Genomic DNA, 26,203 nt, shown 5'->3' on the forward strand with positions numbered 1-26,203 from the left:
CTCCTTAAATTTTAAAAAAATAAATCATATCTGTTGCTCTAGTCGTACTCACATAAGTAAGCCTAGCTTCAAGCTCATCCTCGCCATTGAAATTTCGAGTGCTGCTGGAACTTGTCAACACCGCCACCACCGCCCACTCCAACCCCTTACTCGCATGCATGGTCATCACCTTGATCGTGTCCTCCTCCGGCCGGTAATCCCCTGACCTCTTGCGCATCCGGTGCGGCAGCCCTTTTCGCACCAACGCCGCCGAGCATTCCTCCATCTCGCTGTAATGCCGGCACAGGACCGCCATATCGCCCCACGCATGCCCTTGCGCATGCTGGTCCGCCAGCAATTCCGCCACCCGTGCGGCGCGCTCCGGCAGCGTGGGCAGGTCGATCACGATGGGCTCCGGGCCCTCTCGACCGCAGCTCATGGGTTGCAGCAGCGGGATGCCGTCCTCCCCGCCCACGGCGTCTTCGGGCTGGAGCAGGCCGCCGGCCATGCGGTGGGCCAGTTGCAGGATCTGCCGCGTGTTGCGGTAGTTGATCTTCAAGATGGTGGTGCGGCCCTGGGCCTGGATGCCGACGCTTTTCAGGCTGAAGCTTTTCTTGTCGGCGCGGTCGTAGATGCTCTGCGCGTCGTCGTACAGCAGCAGCAGGCTGTTGGTGGCCGGGTCCACCATCTGCGTGACGAGCTTGAGCCATTCGGGCGCGAAGTCGTGGCCCTCGTCGATGAGGATGGCGTGGTACTGGCCGGCGGGAATGTGGCCCGCGTCCACGCCGTGGATCACGCGCTGCACGTACTCGGCCATCAGCTTGTCCACGGGCCAGCGCTGCGTGCCCTCGGGCAGCAGGTGGTAGGCCACCAGTTGGTCGCGGCACCACTTGTGAAAGTGGCGCACGTGCACGCGGTCTTGCAGTCCCTTGGCCTGGAAGGTGGCCGCCAGCTTCACGCCCAGCGGCTCGTTGTAGCAGAGGATGAGGATGGGCTTGGCGCCCGCCGTTTGCGTCTGCGCCAGGTGTTCGGCGCGGTAGCCGAGGATCATGGTCTTGCCCGATCCCGCCACGCCGTGGATCACGCGGTGGCCGTCGCCCAGGCTGCGGGCGAGCTGCTCCTGCTGCAGGTCCATCACCCGCATGATGCCGGGCAGGCGGGCGTCTTCATCGTCGTCGCTGTCGCCCCCCTCTCCGCCAGTGCCCTGCCCGAACAGGCTTTGCTGCTGAGGCACGCGCACTTCGGGGAACAGGATCCACCGAACGCGGTCGAGCTGCGGCAGGGTGATGGCGCTCTTGCGGCCGAAGGTGTGCGGGTACATGGCCCACAGGCGCTGCTGGAAGGCCTCGGCGTCCACGTCTTCAAACATCTCGTCCTTGCAGATGGCCAGGTGGGACGGAATCGCCTCGCCCAGGCCCGCGCCCTCGAATTGCCTGCGGGTGATATGGGTGAAGACCACGCCGTGGCCCCAGGGGAAGGCGAGCTTGCCTTGGTAGGGGCCTTCGCCCTGCACCAGTTGCGGGTCGCGCTCCAGCGCATTGACGACCTGGATCGCGCAGTGGCGCGCCTGCTGCAGCGGGCTCATGACGACCTTGAGCTGCCCCTCGGGCGCGATCTCGAAGCGTTCGCGCGTGGCGTTGCGGATGGTGTCCAGGCGCCAGTCCTTCACTTCCAGGATGAGCGCGCCGCGGCGGGGATGCAGCACGACGAAGTCGGGGCGGGTCTGCTTGGGGCCGATGGGCACGTCCCACCAGAGCAGGTAGTCGTCCTCCAGCTTCTGCTCCAGCCGCTCGGCAAGGCGGCGCTCGCCCGAGGTCATGCGGCCCGCGCAGGCGCCCAGCGCCGGTATCAAGGTTGCCATTCCATCCCCCAGCCCTCCCTATTTATGTATCTGTCTGTTGCAGCTTATAGCGGGAGTGGCTGATTTCTAACTGACGGAAACCCCGGGATGGCATTGGGGTAAAGCGTCATCGCGCAGATGGAGTCATGAAAAAAATGGCCTCCAGCGCATATATTTCTAGGGCGTATAGCTATTGATTTAATAGCAATTCAAATACGACGCCAAGTGGGAAGAAATGGGCCAAAAACGCGATGGATCAGGCGTGTCGCGCTGATCTCGCAGGCAGCACTCAGCAAATACTTGCACGAGGGCTACTGCCCGTGCGGAGTCCGCCGCACACGGGCGAGCCGGTCTTCAGCACCCAGGGCGGGTGCCATGCGGTCGGGCAAGCCACCGGCCGGCGCGCTGCCGGGCGGTCGCCTGCCAGAAGGCGACCAGCCGGCTGGCTTACTTGTTCACGAACGCATTGCGCGCCGCCACCGCCAGGTCCGGGTAGGTGGCGAACATGCCGTCCATGCCCATGTCCAGGTAGCTGCGGAACTCGGTGGCGGCCGTGGCGGCATTGGCCTGGGCAAAGGTCCAGCCGTGCACCTTGAGGCCGGCGGCGTGGGCCTGGTCGATGTAGTCCTTGGTGATCGGGTACGCGGCGGTGTTGATGACCACGCCGATGCCTTCGGTGAAGCCGGCCACTTCCTTGAAGGTGAGCTGCGTGACAGTGCTGCCGGAGATCACGCCCATGCGCGGCGTGCCGTCGGCGGCCTTGGCGGCCACGCCCAGCAGGATGAGGGGCATCTTGCTGTTCTGCGCGGTCTGCTTGGTGCGCAGGCTGCGCAGCGTGGCGTCGCTGAACGACTGGATGTAGACCTTGCTGTCGGCGTTGTAGCCGTTGTCCTTCAGCGTTTTGAGAATGCCGTCTTCCATCACCGGGTCGGCCTGTTTGGCCTCGGGGTACAGGCCCACTTCGCGGCCCACGGCGGTGGATTGCTTCTTGGCGAAGTCCACCACCTCCTGGAAGGTGGGCACCTGGAAGGGGTTGGCGGCGCTGGGCGCAAAGCCGGGGTAGCTGGTCTTGCCGGTGCCGGTGGGCACCACGGTCAAGGTGCGGATTTCCGCCAGGGTGAAGTCGGCCACCTTGTAGCCGCCGTTGCGCTGCGCGAACAGCGTGGAAATGTTGGTGGTGCGGTTGAGCGTGTCGTCGTGGATGGCGACGAGGGCGCCGTCCTTGGTGATCTGCAGGTCGGGCTCGATGAAGTCGGCGCCCATGCGGATGGCCAGTTCATAGCCGGCCAGGGTGTGCTCGGGCAGGTAGCCGCTGGCGCCGCGGTGCGCGATGACCTGGGGCTGGGCGGGCGGCGCGTCGTCGTTGCCGCCGCAGGCGGTGAGCGCCAGCGTGGCGAGGCAGATCGCGGCGATCCAGGATTTCTTGGGGTGCATGCCAGGGGCTTTCATCAAGGTCAAACAAAGCCACTGACTTTAGGCGCCGGCCATGGCGGGGCCATGACAGTTGAGCGACACCCCGCGGCCGCCGCCTCCGGCAGGCAGGCGGTGTCCCTGCCCCCAGGCGCGCTGGCCGCTTTTTCAGCGCAGGCGCGCCAGCGTGCCGGCCTCGGCTTCGCGCACAGCCGCCTGCGCATCGGCGGGCAGCAGCAGGCGATCGCGCTCCAGCCGCCAGGCGGCGGCGCGCACGGCGGCGAGGTAGGCGTCCGGCGTGGGGTAGCGCTCCGCCAGGGACGGGCGCGGATCGCCGCTGGTCAGGCGCTCGGCGCGCGTGGCGGCCAGCGGCAGCGTGGCGCCCAGCTGGGTGCAGATGCCGGCGGGGTCGCTCGTCTTGGCGTTCCAGCCCACGTAGGTGGCGCGCGGCGCGGCCACGGCGGGCAGGCGCACGGCGCCTTCGGCGATGCCGTCGGCATCGGTGCGGGGCACGAGCACGGGGTATTCGCCCAGCACGCGCGGCAGGCCGGTGGCCGCATCGGTGCGGAACGAGGGCACGGCGTGGCCCCGGTAGCCCAGGGCGGCGATGCCGCGGTACTGCACCGGGTCGCCCGCGCGCACCAGGGTGCCGTCGGCCACGCTGGGGTAACGGCTGGCGGGCGGCTCGGCGCCGCTGGCCACCCAGTCGTTCATGCCGGCCAGCAGCGCGCGCATCAGTGGGCCGGGGTAGATGGGCGAGGTGGGCAGGCGGCAGCCGGGCTGGGGCTTGGCCACGGCGTCGGCCGCGGCGAAGTGCTGGGTGCCGGCGACCAGATAGGCGCGTACCTCGGGCGGCAAGGCCAGGTGGTGGCCGCGCGCATCGGTCACGCTCTGGCTCGCGTGCGAGGCCCACATTTCGTATTCGGAGTCCACCTGCATGATGCGCGGGCAGCTTGCCGTGGCGCGGCAGCGCTGCAGCAGGCCGTCGGTGCGGCCGGTCTGCGGATCGGTGCTGGCTTCGTAGGCCATGGGGAACTGGTCCACCGGGTACAGGTGGTCGGTGTTGGGGCCCGGGTTGCGCGCGGGCTGGCCGAAGCGCGCGCTCGTGAAGCTGCGGCGACCGCCAGGGATCTGCAGCAGCAGGCCGTCGTACACGGGCCGGTGGTCGGCCGATTCGTTGAAGCCCAGGTAGACGAAGTCGCGCAGCACCCGGCCCGACTGCGAGATGCCGGTGCCCAGCAGGTGCCGCATCTGCGACTGGCCGCCGTGGGCGAGCGGGTTGGCGGCGCTGCCGTCGTGGCGCAGGTAGTGGGCCACGTCGCGCAGCGCGGCCAGGCCCAGGCCCATCACCTGCGGGTCGCGCGCGGTGTAGGTGAACTCGTAGATGGCGTCGGCCGGCTGGCGGGCGGGGCGGGTGATTTCCAGCGTCTGGTCGTCCACGAAGCGAAAGGCCAGGCCCGCGGGCTGCGTGCGCTCGTCCTGCGCGCGCGGGCGCACCGTGAGGCGCGCGCCTTCGCGCGTGGCCGCCGGGTAGGCGAGCTTGACGGTCTGCACAGCCTCGGCCTGCTTGGGCGTGAACACCCATTCATCGCGCGAGGGACCGGTCAAGCCGGCCAGCACGGGCACGTTCAGGCCCAGCAGCGCTGCGCCTTTGCTGCCGCCCGAGACGGGCAGGTCGCCCTGCCAGCCGATCCAGGCCAGCGTGTAGCCCTGCGCCAGCAGGAAGCCGGCGCCGGCATCGGCCGCCTGCTGCAGGCGGCCATAGGTGGCGGGTGCGTCGTCGTACGCCGGGCCGATGAGCTTGCGGCCCCGGTTGGGCACCTCGACCAGCAAGGTGCCGTTGGGGCGCTCGGGCTGCAGGATCACCACGTCGGCCACGGCGGTGACGCGGCCCGCCGCGTCGCGCGGAGCGAGCGCGATGTCGGCGATGCCCGCGTTGCGCGGGTCGGCCGGGTCCACCGCGAAGGTGGCGCGCGCCACGGTCTTGCGCGCGGTGCCGCGCTCGCCGAAACTGCGCGCCTGCAGCGCGGGGGCCTCGCTCGACAGCACCTCGAACCGGGTGACCTGCGCCACCGCGGGGGCCAGCAGGCCACCGCCCAGCGCGAGCGCGCCCATGGCACGCCACACGGCGCGCGCGACGGGTTGAAAGAAAAAGCGTTCGACAGCAGCAGTCACCACATACATCCTTTTGCGACGGCGGTGCCGCAATCGCACCACCCCATGACAGCGCGCCCGCAGGGAACGCGCCACGGGAACAGGGCTGCGCCGATCCGCGCAGCGCCCCACCCAATGCGCTACGCCAGGCGCAGCGCCCTACCCAATGCGCTACGCCAGGCGCAGCGCGTGGCCGCCGGGCAGCGCCTGGCCACCAGGCAGGGCCCCAGCCGCGGCCTGCACGCGGAACACCGACACCAGTTCGGCCAGGTGGCGCGCCTGGTCGTTGAGGGCGTTGGCCACGGCGGCCGATTCCTCGACGAGCGCCGCGTTTTCCTGGGTGACCTGATCGATCTGGGCCACGGCCTGGTTCACCTGCTCGATGCCCGAGCGCTGCTCCTGCGAGGCGGCGGTGATCTCTTCGATGATGGTGCGCACCTGCTGCACGGCGCCCACGATCTCGGTCATGGTGTGGCCGGCGCGGTCCACCAGGCCCGAGCCGTCGCGCACCTTGGCGACGGACACTTCGATCAGTCCCTTGATCTCCTTGGCCGCCTGGGCGCTGCGCTGCGCCAGCGTGCGCACCTCGCTGGCCACGACGGCGAAGCCCCGGCCCTGCTCGCCCGCGCGGGCCGCCTCGACGGCCGCGTTGAGCGCGAGGATGTTGGTCTGGAACGCGATCGAGTCGATGACGGCGATGATCTCGGAGATGCGGCTGGAGCTTTCCGAGATGCCGCGCATGGTGTCCACCACGTCGCCCATGACGGCGCCGCCGCGCTCGGCGATGCTTGATGCGTTGTTCGCCAGTTGGCCTGCGCGTAGGGCGTTCTCGGCGTTCTGCGTCACGGTGCCCGTGAGCTGCTCCATGCTGGCCGCGGTTTCCTGCAGCGACGAGGCCTGCGACTCGGTGCGCGACGACAGGTTCATGTTGCCCGAGGCGATCTCGCTCGCGGCGTGGCGGATTTCCTCGGTCCCGCTGCGGATGTTGCCGATCAGTTGCGCCAGGCGGGCCTGCATGGTGTGCATGGCCTGCATCAGGCTGTGCGGGTTCTTGCCCGAGGCGGCCACGGCCACGGTGAGGTCACCGTCCGCGATGCGCGCTGCCACCTCGGCGGCCTGCGTGGGCTCGCCGCCCAGGCTGCCGGTCACGCTGCGGATGATCAGCAGCATGGTGCCGTGGATGGCGCCGCCCACCAGCAGCACGATGACGAGCAGCCGTCCGATGGTCTTGTAGAAGGCGGTCTGGATGTCGCCCACCATCACGCCGGCCATCACATGCCAGTCCCACGGTGCGTAGTAGCGCACGAAGGTGACCTTTTCCAGCCGCTCCACGTTGCCGTTGGGCAGCGTCACCCCCGCCTGGTACGAGACGAAGCCCTGGCCGTTTTTCTTGCCCATGTCGGCCAGCTCGCGGTAATAGGCCTTGCCCTCCGGGTCCTTGCGATCGCCCACATTGGTGCCGATCAGGCTCTTGCCCGTGGGGTGCATGAGCATCAGCGGTGCCGAATCGATCACGAACAGGAAGTTCTTGCCGTTGTCGAATCGCAGCGCGGCCAGGCGCGCCAGCGCCTGCTCCTTGGCAGTGGCCACGTCCATGCGGCCCGCAGCCACCTCGGCGGCGTAGTTCTCGATCAGGCTGTAGCCCAGGTCCACCACGTTGTGCACGGCCGCCTGGCGCTCTTCGGTCACCACGGTGCGCGCATGGAACGCAGCCCACGCGCCCAGCAGGAACAGGCCCAGCCACATCAGGATCAGGGCCAGGGTCAATTTGGTTTTAAGTCGCATGGAGGTCACGGTGGGGCCAGCGGTCCGGTGGGGACGGCAAGGGGTGGGAATGGGAGGGACGGCGCATCGGCGGAGGGCCCCCGGGATTCCCGGGTTACCACCAATGGCACAGCGAACGAAAAGTCATTATTTCATCGAAAAGTTACGTTTGTTTGCAAAAAATACCTATGGGTCGGCCCGTGTCCAAAGCCCCAGGCCTTCCATGCCCGGCGGGCCGCCCCCAAGCAAAAAGGGCCAGCGCATGCCGCGCTGGCCCTGGGGTGGAACATTGACGAAAACCGGCCTCTAGCGCATATTCGACTAGGGCATACAGCTATTCTTTTTATAGCGACAAACACCGCCTGCATCCTCACCCGCGCTGCGGGATCTCCAGCCCGCGCACCACGGCCGGCCGCGCCAGGAAGGCGGCCAGCACGCGCTGCACCTGGGGGAAGGCATCGAAGTCCACCAGCTCGCGCGCCTCGTAGAAGCCGACCAGGTTGCGCACCCACGGAAAGACGGCGATGTCGGCGATGGAGTAGTCGTCGCCCAGGATCCACGCGCGCCCGGCCAGGCGCTGCTCCAGCACGCCCAGCAGGCGCCTGGACTCGGCCACGTAGCGGTCGCGCGGGCGCTTGTCCTCGTAGTCCTTGCCGGCGAATTTATGGAAGAACCCGAGCTGGCCGAACATGGGGCCGACGCCGCCCATCTGCCACATGACCCACTGCAGGGCCTCGTAGCGCGCGGCCGGGTCCTGCGGCAGGAAGCGGCCGGTCTTCTCGGCCAGGTAGACCAGGATGGCGCCCGATTCGAACAGCGCCAGCGGCCGCCCGCCCGGGCCATCGGGGTCGAGGATGGCGGGGATCTTGTTGTTGGGGTTGAGCGAGAGGAACTCGGGCGAGAACTGGTCGTTGGTGTCGAAGCGCACCAGGTGCGGCTCGTACGGCAGGCCCAGCTCCTCCAGCAGGATGGAGACCTTGACACCGTTGGGCGTGGGCAGCGAATACAGCTGCAGCCGCTCGGGGTGGCGCGCCGGCCACTTGGCGGCGATGGGGTGGGTGAGGGGGCGGGCGGTGGCGGGGGCGGATGTGGAGGGCGTCGTCGTCATGGTTTTTTGCGGGCCTCGGGTGAGCGGCCGGGGTGGCCGGACGGGGATCGAACAGGCGTCGAACCGGGGCGTTCATTACACCCCCGAGGCCCGCGGCGGCGCAGGCGCCGCGCGCAGTAACCCCAAGGCCGCTCAGCCCTTCACCAGCCCGCTGTCCACGATGAGGTTCTGCCCGGTCACGGCGCGCGACCAGGGCGAGAGGAAGAACAGCACCGCGTCGGCGAACTCGGCCGGCGTGGTCACGCGGCGCAGCGGGGTCATGCCGGCGATGAGGTCGAACACCGCCTCGGGCGTGGCGCGGCTGGCGTCGGTGGTGCGCAGCAGGCCGCCCGACACCATGTTCACGGTGATGCCGTGCGGCCCCAGGTCGTTGGCCGCCGTGCGGGTGAGCGACAGCAGCGCGGCCTTGGCGGCGGTGTAGTCGTGGTAGGGCACCACGGGGTTCTGGAACAGGTTGGTGCCCACGTTCACGATGCGCCCGAAACCCTGCGCGCGCATGGTGGGCAGCGCGGCCTGCAGGGTGTTCAGCGCGCCCTTCACGGCGCCGTCGATCTGCTGCTGAAAGCGCTCCCAGGCGATGTCGCCGATCTGCGGCCGGGCGTCGCCGTCGAAGCGGAACTGCGCGAGCGCGTTGTTGACCACCGCGCTGATGGGCCGGCCGGTGCGCTCTCGCGCCTGGGCGAAGAGGCGCTGCACGGCGGCGGCATCGGTCACGTCGGCCTGCAGGGCGATGGCGCGCGGGCCCAGCTCCTGGGCGAGTGCCTGCGCTGCGGTGTCGCTGGTGAGGTAGTTGATGACCACGCCGGCGCCTTCGCGCGCCAGCGCCCGGGTGATCGATTCGCCCAGGCCCCGGGCACCGCCGGTGACCAGGACCCATTGTTCGGACAGTTGCATGGTGGTGTCGCTCGCGGGATGTGAAAAAAGGACCGGGGCCGGGCGCGGTCAGGCCGACGCCGCATACCCCAGCGGTTGCAGAAAGGCGCCCGGCTGCGCGCGGTGGCACAACAGCGTGAGCTGCTGGCGCGCCCGGGTCATGCCGACGTAGAGGGTGTTCTTCTCCTGCGCGTAGGGCGCCTGCGGCACGGGGAACACGCCCTGCTCCAGGAACGGGATCACCACGTGGTCAAACTCCAGGCCCTTCACGTCCTCGATGTTGGCCAGGACCAGGCTGGCGGAACTGCGCAATTCGCGCTGGCGCTGCTCGGCGGCGTTCAGGTGCAGGAAATAATCGCGCGCGCTGGCAAAGCCTTTCGCCGCCTCGCACAGTCCGGCCAGGTTGGCGAGCGCGTCCTCGCGCCGCTGGCGCGAGACGAACACCTCGCGGATCACGGTGTCGATCTGCAGGGCCTGCAGCAGGCGCGGCAGGGTGTCCTGGCCGCCCGCCTCGCGCGCCACCTCCAGGGCCTTGCGCAGGCGCCGCTGCATGGCGGGCTCGACGTTGGCCACGATCTGGTGGGTGAAGAAGTTCTGCAGGAACAGCGGGTTGTCGGTCACGCTGCGGATGGCGTCCTCCAGCAGGGCCTGCTGCGACTCGTGCTCGCGCCCGGCCACGACGATGCGTGCGCCGCAGAAGAACACCAGCGCCCGCATGAGCTTGTCGCGCGTGCGCGGCTCGGACACGCTGTCGAAGTTGTCGGTGGCCACGGCCAGCAGGCCGCGCACCAGCAGCACCTCGGGCCGCAGCAGGTAGCTGTCGAAGCCGCTCACGGTGTAGGGCACGTTGTCGGCCAGCAGCCGGTTCTCGATGCCCACCGACTGGTTGGAGTGGCGCAGCAGCACGGCAAAGCCCGCCATGCGGGCGCGGGGCCGGGCGCGCCACTGCTGGGCCGCCTGCGCGACGAGGTCCACGCAATGGGCGGCATCGTCGTAGGGCCGCAGCTCCACCGCGGTGTCGTGCCCGGCGAGCGAGTCGTAGGGTTTGGCCGCCAGCCGCCCGGCCTTGGCCGCGAGCTTCTTGCCGAAGCGGTGGCTGGGCGTGAGCCGCAGGCGCGCCACGGGGCGGCCGGTGTGCGCGGTGATGGCATCGCCCATGAAGGCGGCATCGGCCCCGTGGGCGCCGTAGATGACCTGGTCGCGGTCGCCCACGCCGCAGAAGGTGCACTGCGTGGTCTCCAGCAGCTCGCGCAGCACGCGGAACGCGGCCTCGTTCATGTCGTGCATCTCATCGACCAGCACGGCCTGCACGCCGCGCGGCCAGCGCGGCAGGCTGGCCGCGGTGTCGCCGCCGTGCAGGCGCCGGGCCAGGTCGTAGGTGGCATCGAAGGGGCCGCGAAACAGCGGCTCGTCGGCCAGCTCGCGCCGGCGGATGCGCTCGTAGGCCAGGAACACCTTGAGCTGCGTGTAGCCCACGCCGATGGCGGCCGCGTGCTCGGGCGAGGCCGGGCCGCCCTCGCGCTCCAGCTCGTCCTTCATCGTGCCCTTGAGCCACACGCTGGTCGCCAGGAACTCCTCCACGAAGCCGGTGTCGCCCAGCGTGGGCAGCAGCAGCTCCTCGCGCCAGCGCTCGTGTTCGTTGTCTTCCACGCGCTGCACGGCCTGCCAGACGAAGGGACGCAGTTCCTCCAGGTGGCGGTGGTGCGGCACGGGGGCTTCGTACTGGTCGGCCAGCATTTCAGCGCAGAAGGCATCGAACGTGGCGATGCGAAAGCGCTGCGCCACGGGCGCGGGCACGCCGACCTTGCGCAGCGCGGCCTGCAGCGCCTGGCAGGCGGTGGCGGTGTGCGTGAGGGCCAGGCAGCGCTCGGGCGCCACGCCGCGCGCCCAGGCCTGCCCCATGCGCAGGGCGAGCGTGGTGGTCTTGGCCGCGCCGGCGTTGGCCTCGATGACCAGCGTGCGCTCGGCGGACTGCTGGATCGCCAGCTGCTCGGCCGTGGGGTCGATCTGCCTGGCCTGGAAAAGGGGAACGGTGGGGGGGGTGGTCGCCAAGGGATTCTTTTCAGGCAGGGCCCCGGCGCGGGCGCAGGGTGCGAAGCGGCAAGGGCGCCAGGGGGCGAAGGCCTCAGCGCCGGCGCTCGGCGCTCACGTCGATTTCGCCGAAGACGGTGATGCCGTTCGAGCCCTGGCCACCGATGCCGTGCGTGCCGCGAGACGGCGCCTCGGACGGCGCGCCGCCCGCGCAGCCGGCCAGCAGGCCCACGAAGGCCAGGGCCGCAAGGCAACGGGCGAATCGGGCGAGGGCGTTCATGCCTCGCCCCCCAGGTGCTTGCCCAGGATGCCGGCCAGCTCGAACATGGTGACCTGGTCCTTGCCGAACACGGGGCGCAGCTTGGCGTCGGCGTTGATGGCGCGCTTGTTGGTGGCATCCTGCAGGCCGTTGGCCTTGATGTAGTCCCACATCTTCTTCACGGCCTCGGGCCGGGCAACCGGTTCCGGCCCGATCACCGCCGCCAATGCGGCGCTCGGGGCCTTTCCGGCCGCGGGCTTGCGCGGCGCCTTGGGTGCGGCCGGGGCCTTCTTGGCGGGGGCTTTGGCAGCGGTCTTGGCGGCAGGCTTCGCCGCCTTCTTGGCCGCGGCCGACGTCTTGGCGGCCGCGCCTGCGCCAGCCTTTGCAGCGAACGTCTTGCGCGGCGGGAATTTGCTCTCGCGCTGCTCGAACTCGAAGTTCACCTTGCCCGCCTCCTTGTCCCAGGCGAGGAACGCCTTGAACGCCCGGCGCGTGCGCATGCTCACGAACTTGTCGAGCAGGTCGGTCTTGCCGGTGGCCAGCAGCTTGCTCATCTGCGCGCGCTCCACGGGCTGCTGCAGGATGATCTTGCCGCTCTTGAAGGTACAGCTGGGCGTGGGCTGCGCCGCCGTGGGCACGGCCTTGCTGCACACGTAGTTGCTGCCGTGCTCGTACACGGGCGCGCCGCACACGGGGCAGGCGCCCAGGCTTTCCTGCTCCGAGAAATCGACCAGCTCGCCCGATTCCTCGGCGTTCCTGTCGTCGCCGAAGTCGAACTCCAGCTTGTAGTTGTGCGCCTCGTCGTCGTAGACGATGCCCACCTCGGCCGTGAAGGGCCAGCCGGCCTTGGAGCGAAAGCCCTCCAACGGGCCGATCCTCTTGTCGCGCAGCAGCTGGTCGGCCTCGGCGGTCTCGAAGGTGCGGCCGGCCGGCGACTTGCCGAACGAGAAGCCGCAGGCGTCCGAGCCGTCGCCGGCCTTGCCCACGCAGGCGTAGCGGCGGTAGTTCTCCTTCACCACGCCGCCGCAGTTGGGGCACGGCGCGGAGAGCGTGGCGTAGTCGCCGGGAATGGTGTCGCGGTCGTATTCCTTGGCCTTCTTGACCATGCGCTCGGTCATCCGGGCGATGTCGGCCATGAAGGCCTCGCGGCTGAGCAGGCCCTTTTCCATCTGCGAGAGCTTGAACTCCCAGTCGCCCGTGAGGTCGGCGCGGCACAGTTCCTCGACCTCCAGCCCACGCAGCAAGGTCATCAACTGGAAGGCCTTGGCCGTGGGGATCAGCTCGCGGCCCTCGCGCAGCATGTACTTTTCGGTCAGCAGCCCTTCGATGATGGCCGCGCGCGTGGCCGGGGTGCCCAGGCCCTTTTCCTGCATGGCCGAGCGCAGTTCCTCGTCGTCGATCTGCTTGCCGGCGCTTTCCATGGCGCCCAGCAGCGTGGCTTCGGAGTAGCGCGCGGGCGGCTTGGTCTTGAGGCCCTTGGGCTCCACGAAGTCGGTGCGCACCATCTCGCCGGGCTGCACGGGCACGAGGTTCTGGCCCTTGTCGCCTTCCTTGGCGCCCTCCACCTCGTCGGCGGCCTCCTTGCCGTAGATGGCCAGCCAGCCGGGCCGCACCAGCACCTTGCCCTCGGTCTTGAAATGGTGGTTGACCACTTGACTGATCCGCGTGGTGACCATGTATTCAGCACTCGGGAAGAACACCGCCATGAAGCGGCGCACCACCAGGTCGTACAGCTTCTGCTCGGCCTCGGACAGCCCGCTCGGGGCCTGCAGCGTGGGGATGATGGCGAAGTGATCGCTGACCTTGCTGTTGTCGAAGATGCGCTTGTTGGGCTTCACATAGTTGCCGTCCAGCGCCTGCTGTGCAAAGGGCGCCAGGTGGCGCATGCCGCTCGTGGCCAGCATGCCGAAGGTGTCGCGCGCCACGGGCAGGTAGTCCTCGGGCAGGGCGCGCGAGTCGGTCCGCGGGTAGGTCAGGGCCTTGTGGCGCTCGTACAGGCTTTGCGCCAGGGCCAGCGTGGTCTTGGCGCTGAAGCCGAACTTGCCGTTGGCCTCGCGCTGCAGGCTGGTCAGGTCGAACAGCAGGGGCGAGGACTGCGAGGTGGGCTTGGATTCCTCGGTGACGCTGGCCGCCTTGCCGCGCACCGCATCGGCGATGGCCACAGCGTCGGCATGGTTCCAGATCCGGTCGGCCTTCGCCTCGGGGTCTTCGCTCTTCTTCCACTGGGGGTTGAACCACTTGCCCAGGTACTCGCCCGCCTCGGCATGGAAGCCCGCGTGCACTTCCCAATAGTCGCGGCTCACGAACTTGCGGATCTTTTCCTCGCGCTCGACCACCAGCGACAGCGTGGGCGTCTGCACCCGGCCCACGGTGGTGAGGAAGAACCCGCCGTCGCGCGAGTTGAAGGCCGTCATGGCCCGCGTGCCGTTGATGCCCACCAGCCAGTCGGCCTCGGAGCGGCTGCGCGCGGCGTGGGCCAGGCCCTGCATCTGCTGCTCGGAGCGCAGCGCCTCGAAGCCGTCGCGGATGGCCTGCGGCGTCATCGACTGCAGCCACAGGCGCTTGACCGGCTTGCCCAGTCCCTTGCCGTCGGGCTTGGAGCCGCCGGCGTACTGCTCGATCAGCCGGAAGATCAGCTCGCCCTCGCGGCCCGCGTCGCAGGCGTTGATGAGCTGGGTGACGTCCTTGCGCTTGGCCTGGCGCACCACGGCCGACAGGCGGCTCTTGGTCTTGTCCACGGGCTTCAGGTCGAAATACGGCGGGATCACGGGCAGGTGGGCGAAGCTCCACTTGCCGCGCTTGACGTCGAATTCCTCGGGCGCCTGGATCTCCACCAGGTGGCCCACCGCGCTGGTGACCACGTAGCGGTCGTTCTCGAAGTGGTCCTCGTGCTTGTCGAACTTGCCCGCCACGGGGGTGAGCGCGCGCACGATGTCCTGGGCCACCGAGGGTTTTTCTGCAATTACCAGTGTCTTGGTCATGTTGTGGGTTTCGCCGTTGAAAGGCGCTTCTACAATCCGCTTCTCACACGCGTACACGCGCACGCGCCTGTGTGCCTATTCAAACTAACAGAGTTTTGCCATGCCCCGCACCGCATCGCCCGCAGCCCCCCCGTCCGCACCGGGGCGCCGCCTCCAGACCCGGCGCTCGGGCGTGCATGGCAAGGGCGTCTTCGCCGTGCAGGATATCGCCGAAGGCGAAGTGCTCATCGAGTACACGGGCGAGGTCATCAGCTGGCAGGAGGCCCAGGACCGGCACCCGCACGATCCCGCGCAGCCCAACCATACCTTTTACTTCCACGTGGATGAAGACCACGTGATCGACGCAAAGTTCGGCGGCAATTCATCGCGCTGGATCAACCACAGCTGCGACCCCAACTGCTTCGCCGACGAACAGGACGGCCGGATCTTCATCACCGCCCTGCGCAACATCGCCGCGGGCGACGAGCTGAACTACGACTACGGCCTCATCATCGAAGAGCGCTATACCCCCAAGCTCAAGGCCGAATACCCCTGCTGGTGCGGCAGCGCGAACTGCCGGGGCACGCTGCTGGCGCCCAAGCGCGGCTGGGCGCCGCCGGGCATGGCGCCTGAAAAGCCGGCCAAGGCGAACAAGGCTGCCAAGGACGCCGAGCGCGGCAAGGCCGTCCGCCAAGCCAACAAGGCATCGCCCGCCACCGAAACCGCCACGCCGCCCTCACCGGGCCGCAAGGCGCGGAGCCCCCGCCGGTGACCGGCCGCTCCCCCGACGCCCCCATCCGCTGGCCCGCCGAGGCCATCTGGGAAGCCGTGGCCCCCGTGCTGCCGGGCTTCACCGTGGAGGTGCTGCCGAGCGTCGACTCCACCAACACCGAACTCATGCGCCGCGCCCGCGCGGGCCTGGCCGAGCCCACCCTGCTCGTGGCCGAGCTGCAGACCGCCGGCCGCGGGCGGCTGGGCCGGCCCTGGCGTGGCGCGGTGGGCGATGCGCTCATGTTCTCGCTGGGCATGCCGCTGGCGCCGGCCGACTGGTCGGGCCTGTCGCTCGCCGTGGGGGTGAGCGTGGCCGAGAGCCTGCAGCCCACGCCGCTGGCGGGTGCCGCGCGCATCGGCCTCAAATGGCCCAACGACCTGTGGCTGGACGGTGATCGCAAGCTGGCCGGCATCCTGGTGGAAACGGCGAGCCTCGTCGCGCCTGGCTGGGAAGCGCATGCCGCCCCCGCCACGCGCTACGTGGTGGCCGGCATCGGCATCAACGTGCAGCCGCCGCAGGCGGACGGCATGAACACCCCGCCCGGCAGCCTGCAGGACGTGGAGCCCGGCCTGGATGCGCCCACGGCGCTGCAGCGCATCGCCGCGCCGCTGGTCGCCATGCTGCAATCCTTCGAGGCCTATGGCTTCGCGCCGGTGCAGGCCCGGTTCCACCAGCGCGACGTGCTGAGCGGCCGCGCGGTGACGCTGAGCGATGGCACCACCGGCACGGCCCACGGCGTGGGCGAGGATGGCGCGCTGCTGGTGCATACGGCGCAGGGCATGCAGGCCCTGACCAGCTCCGAGATCAGCGTGCGGCCCGCCGGCCCGTCGGCGCCGCGCTGACCGAGAAAGGCCCACCCATGCTGCGCGCCGCCGTCCTGGTTCTGCTGCTGGCCAATGCCGGCTACTACGCATGGGCGCAGGGGCTGCTGCGCTCGTGGGGCTGGGCGCCGCCCGAGCAGTCCGAGCCCCAGCGCCTGGAGCAGCAGATCCAGCCCGAGAACCTGCGCCTGGGCCGCGCCAACGGAACGGGCACCACCCCCAACGGCAACGCAAACGCGAACGCGAACGGGGGCGAAGCGCCTGCAGCCCCCGCCACCCCGCCCGCTCCCGCCTCCACTCCCGCACCCAGCACCAGCGAGGCCGCGCCCGCATCGGTCCCGACCGTGGCCGCCGCCGAGCCCGCGCCCTGCCTGCAGGCGGGCACGTTCGAGAAGGGGCAGCTCGATGCGTTGCGCACCGCCACGGCCGGCCTCCCGCCAGGCAGCTGGACGCTGGAGCCGATCTCGCTCACTGGCCGCTGGATGGTCTACATGGGCCGCTTCGCCGACGAGGACACGCTGGAGAAGAAACGCGCCGAACTGCGCGCCCGCAAGGTGCCGTACGACCGGCCGGGCGCGGCGCTGGAGCCGGGCCTGTCGCTGGGCCGCTTTTCCACGGAAGAGGCCGCCGAGCGGGCCCTGGCCACGCTGGGCACGCAGGGCGTGCGCACCGCCCGCGTGGTGCAGGAACGCACCGATGCCACGGGCTACGTGCTGCGCCTGCCGGCCGCCACCGCGGCCCTGCGCACCCAGGCGGAGGGGCAGTTGCGCGGCCTGCTGGCCAGCCGGCCGTTGCGCGCCTGCGGCTGACCGGCCGGCCACGCCGGCCTTTTTCCAGGCTCAGGCCAGCAGCCGCAGGCTGCCGGGGCACAGCGTCTGCACCAGCTCTTCCATGCCTTCGACCAGGGCGCTCACCAGGGCATTGGGGCCTTCAGCAGGCAGGTCTTCGGCGAACACGATGGCCTGGCTCAGCACCGACTCCTCCAGCACCACGGGCGGCAGGCCGTGCTGCTGCAGCGCCCAGTCCATGGCCATGAGGGCGGCCGGGCCGTTGCCCTCGTCGAAGGGGCGCAGGCTGACCAGGGCCTGGTACAGGCGCGCGGCCCGCTCCACGGCCTCCAAACGGGTCAGCGCGGGATAGACCGCATCGGCCGGCGAGATCCAGGCCGACAGCGTTTCCAGGTGGCGCGTGAGCGAGGCCGCCATGGGATAGGCGCGCTGCTCGCCGGCACCCGGCGTGAGGAAGCGGGGGGCGAGCACGCCCGGGTCGCCGAAGACGGTGGAGCCCGAGGTGCCCGCAGCCAGCCGCTGGAATTCGCGCGTGCGCGCCCGGGGCCCGCCGGCAGGGCAGCCGTTCAGGCGCCAGCCGATCTCCAGCAGCCGCTCGGGCGTGATGGACTGGCCCGCATGCAGCCAGGTGCCCACGGCCTGGGCGGCGTCGGCCCAGGCGTCTTCCGTGCCCACGCCATCGGTGCGCAGCACCAGCGACAGGCCGCTGCGCCAGGCGTTCACCTCGGCGCGCAGCCCCGCGTTCTTGCGCAGCACGCCCAGGCATTCCTGCCAGCCGACCGCCACGCCGTCCAGCCGCGCGGCCAGGCGCGCCTGCTGCGGCGGGTTCCAGCGGGGGGCCTGCAGCAGGTTGGACAGCAGCGCCACGGGCGTGCCCGTCAGATCGACGGCGGGATGGTCCCGCACTGCGGCCGGCACGTTGTGCAGCTGCAGGTTGTGCGACAGGTCCAGCAGCTGCAGCACGGGCATGCGGGCCATGGCCTCGGGCACGTTCTGCAGGCCGCAATGCGTGAGGATCACGGTCGCCAGCCGCGGCGCCTGCGCCAGCGATTCGGGCAGCTCGCGCAGGCTGAAGTTGGCCGACAGGTCCAGCATTTCGAGGTGCTGCAGCCAGGCCAGGGCCTGCGGCACTTCGGTGACCACGCAGTTGCGCGCCGTGAGGGTGCGCAGACCCCGGCACAGCGCCAGGGTCTCGGGCAGGCGGTGAAAGCCCGTGTTGTCCGACACGTCCAGGTGCTTGAGATGGCGCAGGCGGTCCAGCCCGGGCGGCAGGGAGGACAGGCGCAGCAAGCGCAGGTCCAGTTGCCAGCCCTCCTCGCCCAGGGCGTGGCAGGCCAGCACGCGCCTGACCGCCTCCTGGCGGCGTTCGGCGAACGTGGCGGCGGTTTCACCGTCGTCTTCCAGGTCCGCTTCGGGGGTGCGCAGGCGGCCGAGCATGCGGGCCCACAGGCCCTGCTGGCGGGGCGGCGGCCGGTTGGGATCGGCATCGCACCATTCCTGCAGTTCGCGCATCCAGCGCTCCATTTCGGGGGTGTCGGTGCCAGCGCGGCCGGCGGCCCGGGCAGCGCCGTGCCCCTGGCCTGCGTAGTGGCGGCGCAGGAAGCGGAAGGCCGATGCGCCCTCGCTGGTCGCGGCGCTGCCCTCGGCACCGGGGCTGTGGGGTACGCGGGCAAGGACGTCGGTGGTCGCGTTCATGGCATGGGCACGCGGGCAAACGCGTGGTGAAAGGTTGGTGATGGAACAAAACCCGTCCAACTGCGACGGGATGTATCCAATCTACGGACCGGGCCCCTCGCGCCGTGGTGCGAATGCGATGCCTTGGCCGCGCATGCGAAATTTCAGCGCGGCAGCAGGGTGCAAAGGGCTTCCTCCATGCCCTGCATCACGGCGTCGAAAAGCGCATGAGGCACGCCGCCGGCTGGGGCCGAGGCGAAAACCGCCGCATCGGTCAACGCGCCGTCGGCCACCGTCCCGTCCTTCGCCACCTGCCCGGTCATGGCTTCGGCGTCCAGCGCGACGGGCGGCAACCCATGCTGCTGCAGGGCCCAGTCCATCGCCATCAGCGCGGCCGGGCCATTGCCCTCCTCGAAGGGGCGCAGGCTCTCCACCGCCCGGTACAGCAGCGTGGCCCGCTCCGTGGCCGCCAGCGGAGAAGCCGGCGCGTCGCCCTGGGCCAGCCAGGTGTCCAACGCGGCGAGATGGCCTGGCAGTGCGCGGACCGGGGGATAGTCGAGGTGGCTGCCGGTGAGGCCCTGCGCATCGGCCGGGATGCGCTGGAACTCCATCGCCCGCAGCTGCGCCCCGCCGGCGGGGCGGCCGTTCAGGCGCCAGCCGATCTCCTGGATGCGCTCGGTCGTGATCGGCAGGCCCTGGCTCAGCCAGCGCTGCACAGCCGCGTCCGCATCGGCCCAGGCGGCCTCGGTGCCCGCGCCGTCGATGCGCAACGCCTGAGAGAGCGCATTGCGCGCCTTATCCATCGCCGCACGCGATGCGCTGGCGTCCTGCAGCAAGGGCGCACAAGCCCGCCAGGCGCTCGACAGTGGTCCCACGCGGGTTTCCAGCGCGGCGCGCTGCCCGGGGGACCACGGCACGGGCTGCAGCAAGCGGTCCGTGAGCGCCACCGGCGTGCCCTGCAGTGCGAGCGCAACGTGGCTCTCGCGCAGGCCGGGCGGCAGCGTGTGCAGGCCGCGGTTGTGCGACACATCCACGGTCCGCAGCGCCGGCATGTCCGCCATGCCGGGCGGCAGGTGGCTCACGTCGCAATGCGGCACACGCAGCTCCCGCAGGCGGGGGGCTTGCGCCATGGCCTGCGGCAGTGCCTTGAGAAAAGGGTTGGCCGACAGATCGAGCGTTTCGAGGTTCGGCAACTGGAACAGGGAGGGCGGCACGTGGCTGACAAAGCCGTTGCAGGCCGTGAGGCTGCGCAGGTTCCGGCACCCGGCCAGCCCTTCGGGCAGGGATTGCAGGCCGGTGTTGTTCGACAGGTCCAGCGCCTCCAGATGCGACAGCCGTTCCAGGCCCGGCGGCAAGCTGGAGAGTCCCAGCCCGCTCAGGTCGAGCGTGCGGCCATCGGCGCCTTGCGCATGGCAGGCGAGCAAGCGCTGCATCGCCACCTCCCGGCGCTCCGCGAGCAGGGGAAGGCCATCGTCCGCCTTCTCCGCCCTGGCCTTGCGCCCCAGCGCCCGCAGGCGCCCGAACAGCCCATGGTGGCCCGACACGGCCCGGTGCGGATCGGCGTCGCACCAGCGTTGCAGCTCCTGCTTCCACCGAACCGCATCGAAGGACGCTGCGCGGGGCGGTATCGCCCCCGGTGCAGCGGCCACCGCGCGCGATCGCAGCGCCTGGGCGTGGGTGTCGGCAGAGGCCGGCGTGGAGCGCGAGGGAGGCGACGGCACCGCAGCGGGGGGCGGGGCTTCGGAGCGGTGCGTGAACGGCTCCTGTTTGAACAGGGTGGAAAGCGATGTCATGGCAGGGCGGACACGCGGCAAGCGCGTCGCGGGCAGGGGGTGGGCAGGCCCGCGGGACGGGCCAGTGGACCCGCAATCTACGAAGTCGGCCGGCTCCGCTCCGCCCGGAATGCGAATGCAATGCCCGCCATGCGAAGCGACCCGCGCGCAAGCCGCGCCGCTTCCCCTCTTGCAAAAAAGCGCAGCGCGCCCCTGCCGCTTTCAATGCCGCGTCAATGCCGCCTCACTGCCGGGGATCGGTCGCCAGCAGCCACTCCACCAGCGCGCGCAGATCGGCCTGCAGCCGCGCGAAACCGGCCGGCTCGATGGCCAGCGTGCGCTCGTCCATGTAGAGCTTGCGGTTGATCTCCACCTGGATGCTGTGGCGGTGGGTCGCCGGGTGGCCGTAGCGGCGCACCAGCTCCACGCCCTTGTAGGGGTGGTTGTAGTCCACGCTGTAGCCGCGCTCGCGCAGAAAGGCGCAGATCGCCTGCGACAGCGCCGGGCTGGCGGTGGTGCCGTCGCGATCGCCGATCACGAAATCCGCATGGTGCAGGCCCGGGTGCAGCGTGGCATGGCTGGCGGCCACGGCGGGCATGGAGTGGCAGTTGATGTGGATGCTGTAGCCGTGGCGGGCATGGGCTGCGTCGATCGCCCGGGCCACGGCCGCGTGGTAGGGGCGCCAGCAGCGGTCGATGCGCGCGCGCGCCTCGGCCACGGAGAGCAGCCGGTCGTAGATGGGCACGCCCTCGTCGGTGAACTTCCAGATCAGCCCCTTGCCCAGCCGCACCTTCTGCAGCACGACGGGATCGGTGGTGACGGGATCGGTCCACGCGGTGTCGAACCCGGCCTCGAACATGCTGGCATCGACCTCGGTGGTGTCGCGGTTGGCGTCCAGGTAGATGCGGGGAAAGTGCGCCTCCACCCAGGCCGCGCCCAGCGCGGGGGCGAAGGCGTAGAGCTTCTCGACATGCGTGTCCTCGGCGCGGCGCAGCGTGGGCAGGTCGATGGCGGCGCGGAAGTCGTCAGGGTAGGTGGTGCCGCTGTGCGGCGAATCGAGCACCAGGGCCGTGCGGCCGGGCACGGCGGAGAACATGGCCGCTGGCGCTGCAGCCGCGGCGACGGCGGGCGCGCCCGCCGCCCCTGGCTCGGCGGCCTGCAGCCGGTGCCGGCGTTGGATCAGTTGCAGCGCTGCATGCATCGGCGCACTCCTGCGAGGTCAGTCGAGCTGGATCTTGGCATAGGCGGCCACTTCCTTCATCTTGTCGATCTCCCGCACGATCTGCTGCGAGAAGTCCGCGGGCGAGGTGCCCGAAGCATAGAGTCCCTGCCCGGCCAGGCGCTCGCGCACCGCCGGCTCCCGCAGGGCCGCGGCCACGGCCTGCTGCACGCGCAGCACGGCGGCGGCGGGGGTGGACACCGGCGCCACCAGGCCGAACCACGAGGGCTCGTTGGCCTGGGGAAAGCCCAGCTGCGCATAGGTGGGCACCTCGGGCAGCACGTCCAGCCGCTCGGGCCAGGACACGGCCAGGGCCTTGAGCTTGCCGGACTTGACGTGCGGCAGCGACGAGGCCACCTGGTCGAAATACACCGGCACCTGCCCGCCCACCACGTCGTTGATCGCCGGACCGGCACCGCGGTAGGGAATGTGCACCATGGAAGTGCCCGTGCTGCTCTTGAACAACTCGCCCCACATGTGGCCGATGGTGCCGTTGCCCGGCGTGGCATAGGACACCTTGCCGGGGTTGGCCTTGAGGTACTTCACCAGCTCGGCGAAGTCCTTGACCGGCAGGACCTTGGGGTTGACCACGATCACCCCGGGGGCCTTGACGATCTCGGTCACGCCGGCGAAGTCCTTGACGGGGTCGTAGGGCAGCTTGGAGAACACGGCCGGGTTCACGCCGTGGGTGGACAGCGTGGCCACGCCCAGCGTGAGCCCGTCACCCGCGGCGCGCCCCACCTCGGCCATGCCGATGGAGCCGCCCGCGCCGGCGCGGTTCTCGATCACCACGGGCTGGCCCAGCAGGCGCTGCAGCGGCTCCTGCAGGGCGCGGCCAGCGATGTCGGTGGCGCCGCCGGGCGGGAACGGCACGATGATGCGCAGGGGCTTGTCCTGCGCGAAAGACATTCTAGGAAGGACAGTTGCGGCAGCCACGGCTGCGATCCATTGACGGCGTTGCATGGAGATTTTCCTCGGAAGATGGACAGAGATTACCGAACTCGGTGCCCATTGAAAAGCAATTGATGTGCCTGTTAATATTCCATTTGAGACTGTTCTAAGTATCTAACCGCCATGTCCTTGCGCCGCCTCAATCCCCCGCTGCACCTGCTGCGGGCCTTCTGCACGGTCGCGCGTTTCGGCGGCGTCTCGCGCGCGGCCGAGGCCCTGCACCTGACGCAGAGCGCGGTCAGCAAGCAGGTGCAGGAACTGGAGCGTTGGGTGGGCATCGCCCTGTTCGAGCGCAGCCGCAAGCGCCTGACCCTCACCCCCGCCGGCGAACGCTACGAAAAGGCGGTGCGCTCGCTGCTCGCCCGTCTGGAGGCGGCCACGCTGGAGCTCATCACCAGCAGCGACGGCGGCGGGGCGCTGCACCTGTCCGCCCTGCCCACCTTCGCCGCCAAGTGGCTGATCCCGCGGCTGCCGCAGTTCCAGCAGCAGCACCCGCAGATCACGCTGCATTTCGTGCCCTTCGTGCACGGCTACGACTTCGCCAACCCCGACCTGGACTGCTCCATCCTCTTCGGCGACGGCCACTGGCCCGGGGCGCGAGCGCACTACCTGGCCGGCAACGACGTCGCGCTGATCGCACCGCCCGCCGGCGCGGGCGACGCCGCGCCCCTGCAGGCCCCGCGCGACGTGGTGCGCAGCGCCCTGCTGCGCCACGTGTCGGTGCCCGACGCGTGGGAGCGCTGGAGCGAGGTCCACGGCGTGCCCGGGCTCGATGCGCTGGCCGGCCCGCAATTCGACCAGTTCGAAAGCATGATCCGCGCCGTCTCGGTGGGCATGGGCGTCGCCCTGGTGCCGCGCTGCCTGGTGCACGACGAGATCGCCGCGGGCGTGGTGGCCGAGCCCCTGGCCCAGGGCGGCTACGCCAGCGCGCTGGGCTACTGGTTCTGCTACCCCGAGGCCCGCGCGCAACTGGCCACGCTGGACCGGTTCCGCCAATGGCTGCTGGATTCGGCGGCCGGCCCGCACGCTGCGCGGGCGGACTGAAGCCGCCCACGCCTGGCATTCGAGCAAAACCGGCGGTATGCCCTAGTATTCATTGCCCTTGATGCTACATAAAAAATAGCAAAATAACAGACCATCGCCACGGCACGGCGTTCGGCACGCCGGCGCCAGGGCGACCATGCACGGGCCGCACGGGCCCGTTTCGCACTTCATCCCCCGCGCACCTCGGCCACCATGCGTTCCAGCCGCGCGGCATCGACGACCACCAGCGCGCGGCCGTCCTTTTGCAGCACGCCGGCTTTGACCAGCACGCCCAGTTCGCGCGTGACCTGCTCGCGGTTGGTGCTGATCTGGCTAGCCAGTTCGGCGTGGGCAGGCGCGGGCTCGATGCGAGCCTGGTTGCCCTGCACGCCGGCTGCGCGCGCCAGGCGCAGCAGCTCGGCATGCAGGCGGTTGTGCACGCCCAGGGTACTCAGGTCGATCACGCGGTCGGACAACTGGCGCACCAGCGAGGCCAGGTAGTGCATCACCCGCTGCGCGACCAGGGGCTCGTCGCGCAGCAGGGCCAGGAACCCGTCGCGCGAGAGACTGGCCACCAGGGTGGCGTCCAGCGTCACCACGTCGGCCGAGCGCGGGCCGCCGTCGATGGCCGCGATCACGCCGATGTGCTCGCCCGGTTCGCAATCGCGGAAGGTGACTTGCCGGCCGCTGGCCGAATAGGTGGTGATGCGCAGGCGCCCCGCCACCAGGAAGAACACGTCGCCGCCCTCGGCTGCGCGCGACAGCAGCGGCTTGCGCGCCGGCAGCTGGTGCCAGTCGCACTGCTGCGCCAGCCGGTCCAGGCACGCATCGCCCAAACCCTCGAACAAGGGAATGCGGCGCAGGGCGAGGCTGGATCGGGCGGGGGGAGCGTTCATGCGGGCAAGGCCGTGGCCAGGAAAGAAACAAGGAGGGCCTGGGCGGCGCCAGGGCATGCGGGAAGGCCGGCGGGCCCGACCGGGTGCCGCATTATGCTCAGCGCCGCCCCACTGATCGGCCGGGGCGGATTCCATCGACCCACCACACGCCTTCTTCCGTGCCCGCGCCCCTGCCCCACCTGACCCTGCCCTCCCCGCGCAACCTGCGCTGGGCCAGCGGCGTGGTCCTGTGGCTCTATGTGGCGCTGCACCTGGCCACGCACGCCACCGGGCTGGTGTCGCTGGCCGCGGCCGAAGCCACGCGGCGTGCCGTGCATGGCGCCTGGGCCACGCTGCCGGGCACCGTGCTGCTCTATGGCGCGGTGGCCGTCCACCTGGCCATGGCGGGCGCCGCCGTGTGGCAGCGCCGCAGCCTGCGCATGCCGGCCGTGGAGGCGCTGCGCCTGCTGCTCGGGCTGCTGCTGCCGCTGCTGCTGGCGGCGCATTTCTCGGGCACGCGCTACCTGGGCGAAATCGACGGGCTGGAGCCCTCCTACGTGCGCATCGTGCGGGCCATCTGGAGCCCGGAGGGGCTGTGGCTGCAGCTGGCGCTGCTGCTGGCGGCCTGGACGCACGGCTGCCTGGGCCTGCACCTGGCGCTGCGCATCCGCCCCCGGTGGCAGCGCCTGCAGCCGGTGCTGCTGGCCGCCGCCGTGCTGCTGCCCGTGCTGGCGGCGCTCGGCGTGGTGTCCATGGGCCGCGAGATCGCCTGGGCGGCGCTGGGCGCCCCCTCGCCGTCCGCGCAGGCCGCCCAGGCATCGCGCGCACTGACCGAGGGCCTGCGCACCGGCTGGATCGCGCTGGTGGCGGCGCTGCTGCTGGCGCGCTGGGCCTTCGGCGTACTGCGCGAGCGCGGGGGCCGGGGACGCATCAGCCTGCGCTACCCCGACCGCACGGTGCAGGTGCCGCGCGGCTTCAGCGTGCTGGAGGCCAGCCGGGAGCACGGCATCGGCCACCTCTCGGTGTGTGGCGGCCGGGCGCGCTGCTCCACCTGCCGCGTGCGCGTGCAAGGCCCGGCCGAGCACCTGCCCGCCCCCCGGCGCGACGAGCGGCGCACGCTGCAGCGCGTGAACGCCCCGCCCGGCGTGCGGCTGGCCTGCCAGCTGCGCCCGCGCGGCGACATCGCGGTGACGCCGCTGTTCCAGCCCGGCGCGGCGGCCGCGGCCCGGCCCCTGGGACGCGAGCGCCAGGTCGCCGTGCTGTTCGTGGACCTGCGGCGCTGGTCGGGCCTGGCCGAGCGGCAGTGGCCCTTCGACCTGGCCTGGGTGCTGGACCAGTATTTCGACCGGGTGGGCGCCGCGGTGCGCGACAGCGGCGGCCTGGCCAACCAGTTCATCGGCGACAGCGTGATGGCGATCTTCGGGCTGGACACCGACCTGCCCACCGCCTGCGCCCAGGCGGTGCGCGCGGCCGCCCTCATCGAGCAGCGCATGGACGCCTGGGGCGCCTCGTTCACCGACCAGTTCGGGCAGCCGCTGGACTTCGGCATGGGTTTGCACGCCGGCACGGTGGCGGTGGGCGAGGTGGGCTTTCAGGACACGACCACGTTCACCGCCGTGGGCGAGGTCGTCAACACCGCCAGCCGCCTGCAGGACCATTCGAAGGTGGTGGCCGCCCGGCTCGTGCTGTCGCTGGAGGCCGCGCGCCTGGCGGGCGTGGCCGATGCGCTGGGCCCGCCCGAGCCCGTCACCGTGCGCGGCCGGTCGGCGCCGCTGCAAGTGCTGTACGTGGCCCATCCCGCGCAGCAGTGGGGGGAGCCGCGCTTCGGCGGCGGCGCGCCATAGCCTTCAACGGTTTTGTTGCCCCAATGAAATGCATTGCTGCGAATTCCAGACTTCAGAAGAATATCGCGTCAACGCGGCAGCAAGAA

Annotated in this window: 19 protein-coding genes; 5 read left to right on the forward strand and 14 right to left on the reverse strand. The window is 70.5% G+C overall.

Features of this window, described 5'->3' with window-relative positions:
* Positions 1-4: 4 nt before the first annotated feature.
* The 9 genes from AVMA1855_RS02225 to AVMA1855_RS02265 all read right to left on the reverse strand — a co-directional run bounded on the left by AVMA1855_RS02225 (position 5) and on the right by AVMA1855_RS02265 (position 14,399).
* Positions 5-1,840 (reverse strand): DEAD/DEAH box helicase, encoded by a 1,836-nt coding sequence (locus AVMA1855_RS02225; protein WP_284424423.1) that lies wholly within the window; start codon positions 1,838-1,840, stop codon positions 5-7.
* Positions 1,841-2,266: 426 nt separating this feature from the next.
* Positions 2,267-3,253, reverse strand: coding sequence for a glycerophosphodiester phosphodiesterase family protein (locus AVMA1855_RS02230; protein ID WP_284424424.1), 987 nt, complete (start codon positions 3,251-3,253; stop codon positions 2,267-2,269).
* A gap of 144 nt (positions 3,254-3,397) precedes the next feature.
* Positions 3,398-5,404 carry an alpha/beta hydrolase domain-containing protein gene (locus tag AVMA1855_RS02235; RefSeq protein WP_284424425.1) on the reverse strand — a complete coding sequence of 669 codons (2,007 nt, stop codon included), beginning with the start codon at positions 5,402-5,404 and terminating at the stop codon, positions 3,398-3,400.
* A gap of 150 nt (positions 5,405-5,554) precedes the next feature.
* On the reverse strand, positions 5,555-7,168 hold the full coding sequence (locus AVMA1855_RS02240) for a methyl-accepting chemotaxis protein (protein WP_284424426.1): 1,614 nt from the start codon (positions 7,166-7,168) through the stop codon (positions 5,555-5,557).
* Positions 7,169-7,517: 349 nt separating this feature from the next.
* Complete coding sequence (locus AVMA1855_RS02245; protein WP_284424427.1) at positions 7,518-8,255, reverse strand: glutathione S-transferase N-terminal domain-containing protein; 738 nt, start codon at positions 8,253-8,255, stop codon at positions 7,518-7,520.
* Between the two features lie 132 nt (positions 8,256-8,387).
* Entirely contained in the window at positions 8,388-9,149 is a 762-nt protein-coding gene (locus tag AVMA1855_RS02250) for a 3-oxoacyl-ACP reductase (RefSeq protein WP_284424428.1), read from the reverse strand.
* Between the two features lie 48 nt (positions 9,150-9,197).
* Positions 9,198-11,180 carry a UvrD-helicase domain-containing protein gene (locus AVMA1855_RS02255; protein WP_284424429.1) on the reverse strand — a complete coding sequence of 661 codons (1,983 nt, stop codon included), beginning with the start codon at positions 11,178-11,180 and terminating at the stop codon, positions 9,198-9,200.
* Positions 11,181-11,253: 73 nt separating this feature from the next.
* Positions 11,254-11,439, reverse strand: coding sequence for a hypothetical protein (locus tag AVMA1855_RS02260; protein ID WP_284424430.1), 186 nt, complete (start codon positions 11,437-11,439; stop codon positions 11,254-11,256).
* Entirely contained in the window at positions 11,436-14,399 is a 2,964-nt protein-coding gene (locus AVMA1855_RS02265; RefSeq protein WP_284424431.1) for a DNA topoisomerase III, read from the reverse strand. The genes AVMA1855_RS02260 and AVMA1855_RS02265 overlap by 4 nt, the downstream gene beginning before the upstream one ends.
* 100 nt (positions 14,400-14,499) lie before the next feature.
* On the opposite strand from AVMA1855_RS02265, the gene AVMA1855_RS02270 reads away from it, so the two are divergent.
* The 3 genes from AVMA1855_RS02270 to AVMA1855_RS02280 are packed head-to-tail and all read left to right on the forward strand — an operon-like array spanning position 14,500 to position 16,780.
* Positions 14,500-15,150, forward strand: a complete 651-nt coding sequence (locus AVMA1855_RS02270; protein WP_284424432.1) for an SET domain-containing protein — start codon at positions 14,500-14,502, stop codon at positions 15,148-15,150.
* The gene (locus tag AVMA1855_RS02275; protein WP_284424433.1) at positions 15,147-15,992 is read left to right on the forward strand and encodes a biotin--[acetyl-CoA-carboxylase] ligase; all 846 of its coding nucleotides are present in this window, start codon (positions 15,147-15,149) and stop codon (positions 15,990-15,992) included. Before AVMA1855_RS02270 ends, AVMA1855_RS02275 begins: the two co-directional genes overlap by 4 nt.
* Before the next feature lie 17 nt (positions 15,993-16,009).
* Positions 16,010-16,780, forward strand: coding sequence for an SPOR domain-containing protein (locus AVMA1855_RS02280; protein WP_284424434.1), 771 nt, complete (start codon positions 16,010-16,012; stop codon positions 16,778-16,780).
* A gap of 30 nt (positions 16,781-16,810) precedes the next feature.
* Here AVMA1855_RS02280 and xopAC (AVMA1855_RS02285) read toward each other — a convergent pair whose 3' ends face one another.
* The 4 genes from xopAC (AVMA1855_RS02285) to AVMA1855_RS02300 form a co-directional block, all read right to left on the reverse strand.
* On the reverse strand, positions 16,811-18,454 hold the full coding sequence (xopAC, locus tag AVMA1855_RS02285) for a XopAC/AvrAC family type III secretion system effector (protein WP_284424435.1): 1,644 nt from the start codon (positions 18,452-18,454) through the stop codon (positions 16,811-16,813).
* Positions 18,455-18,597: 143 nt separating this feature from the next.
* Positions 18,598-20,226 carry a XopAC/AvrAC family type III secretion system effector gene (xopAC, locus tag AVMA1855_RS02290; protein ID WP_284424436.1) on the reverse strand — a complete coding sequence of 543 codons (1,629 nt, stop codon included), beginning with the start codon at positions 20,224-20,226 and terminating at the stop codon, positions 18,598-18,600.
* A gap of 223 nt (positions 20,227-20,449) precedes the next feature.
* The gene (locus AVMA1855_RS02295; protein ID WP_284424437.1) at positions 20,450-21,406 is read right to left on the reverse strand and encodes an N-formylglutamate amidohydrolase; all 957 of its coding nucleotides are present in this window, start codon (positions 21,404-21,406) and stop codon (positions 20,450-20,452) included.
* An 18-nt stretch (positions 21,407-21,424) separates the two neighbouring features.
* Positions 21,425-22,387, reverse strand: coding sequence for a Bug family tripartite tricarboxylate transporter substrate binding protein (locus AVMA1855_RS02300; protein ID WP_284424438.1), 963 nt, complete (start codon positions 22,385-22,387; stop codon positions 21,425-21,427).
* Positions 22,388-22,498: 111 nt separating this feature from the next.
* Here AVMA1855_RS02300 and AVMA1855_RS02305 point away from each other — a divergent pair, with 111 nt between their 5' ends.
* Positions 22,499-23,419, forward strand: a complete 921-nt coding sequence (locus AVMA1855_RS02305; protein ID WP_284424439.1) for a LysR substrate-binding domain-containing protein — start codon at positions 22,499-22,501, stop codon at positions 23,417-23,419.
* A gap of 167 nt (positions 23,420-23,586) precedes the next feature.
* Here AVMA1855_RS02305 and AVMA1855_RS02310 read toward each other — a convergent pair whose 3' ends face one another.
* Positions 23,587-24,294, reverse strand: coding sequence for a Crp/Fnr family transcriptional regulator (locus AVMA1855_RS02310; RefSeq protein WP_284424440.1), 708 nt, complete (start codon positions 24,292-24,294; stop codon positions 23,587-23,589).
* 158 nt (positions 24,295-24,452) lie between these two features.
* Here AVMA1855_RS02310 and AVMA1855_RS02315 point away from each other — a divergent pair, with 158 nt between their 5' ends.
* On the forward strand, positions 24,453-26,117 hold the full coding sequence (locus AVMA1855_RS02315) for an adenylate/guanylate cyclase domain-containing protein (RefSeq protein WP_284424441.1): 1,665 nt from the start codon (positions 24,453-24,455) through the stop codon (positions 26,115-26,117).
* The last annotated feature ends 86 nt before the right edge of the window (positions 26,118-26,203 follow it).

The organism is Acidovorax sp. SUPP1855, assembly GCF_030158955.1.
Lineage (GTDB): Bacteria > Pseudomonadota > Gammaproteobacteria > Burkholderiales > Burkholderiaceae_C > Paracidovorax.

Excerpts from the sequence above, each read along its gene's own strand:
- AVMA1855_RS02300 (WP_284424438.1), bottom strand. The coding sequence starts at position 22,387 with ATGCAACGCCGTCAATGGATCGCAGCCGTGGCTGCCGCAACTGTCCTT.
- AVMA1855_RS02260 (WP_284424430.1), bottom strand. The coding sequence starts at position 11,439 with ATGAACGCCCTCGCCCGATTCGCCCGTTGCCTTGCGGCCCTGGCCTTC.
- AVMA1855_RS02305 (WP_284424439.1), top strand. The coding sequence starts at position 22,499 with ATGTCCTTGCGCCGCCTCAATCCCCCGCTGCACCTGCTGCGGGCCTTC.
- xopAC (WP_284424436.1), bottom strand. The coding sequence starts at position 20,226 with ATGACATCGCTTTCCACCCTGTTCAAACAGGAGCCGTTCACGCACCGC.
- AVMA1855_RS02295 (WP_284424437.1), bottom strand. The coding sequence starts at position 21,406 with ATGCATGCAGCGCTGCAACTGATCCAACGCCGGCACCGGCTGCAGGCC.
- AVMA1855_RS02250 (WP_284424428.1), bottom strand. The coding sequence starts at position 9,149 with ATGCAACTGTCCGAACAATGGGTCCTGGTCACCGGCGGTGCCCGGGGC.
- AVMA1855_RS02280 (WP_284424434.1), top strand. The coding sequence starts at position 16,010 with ATGCTGCGCGCCGCCGTCCTGGTTCTGCTGCTGGCCAATGCCGGCTAC.
- AVMA1855_RS02230 (WP_284424424.1), bottom strand. The coding sequence starts at position 3,253 with ATGCACCCCAAGAAATCCTGGATCGCCGCGATCTGCCTCGCCACGCTG.
- AVMA1855_RS02270 (WP_284424432.1), top strand. The coding sequence starts at position 14,500 with ATGCCCCGCACCGCATCGCCCGCAGCCCCCCCGTCCGCACCGGGGCGC.
- AVMA1855_RS02265 (WP_284424431.1), bottom strand. The coding sequence starts at position 14,399 with ATGACCAAGACACTGGTAATTGCAGAAAAACCCTCGGTGGCCCAGGAC.
- xopAC (WP_284424435.1), bottom strand. The coding sequence starts at position 18,454 with ATGAACGCGACCACCGACGTCCTTGCCCGCGTACCCCACAGCCCCGGT.
- AVMA1855_RS02310 (WP_284424440.1), bottom strand. The coding sequence starts at position 24,294 with ATGAACGCTCCCCCCGCCCGATCCAGCCTCGCCCTGCGCCGCATTCCC.
- AVMA1855_RS02225 (WP_284424423.1), bottom strand. The coding sequence starts at position 1,840 with ATGGCAACCTTGATACCGGCGCTGGGCGCCTGCGCGGGCCGCATGACC.
- AVMA1855_RS02245 (WP_284424427.1), bottom strand. The coding sequence starts at position 8,255 with ATGACGACGACGCCCTCCACATCCGCCCCCGCCACCGCCCGCCCCCTC.
- AVMA1855_RS02240 (WP_284424426.1), bottom strand. The coding sequence starts at position 7,168 with ATGCGACTTAAAACCAAATTGACCCTGGCCCTGATCCTGATGTGGCTG.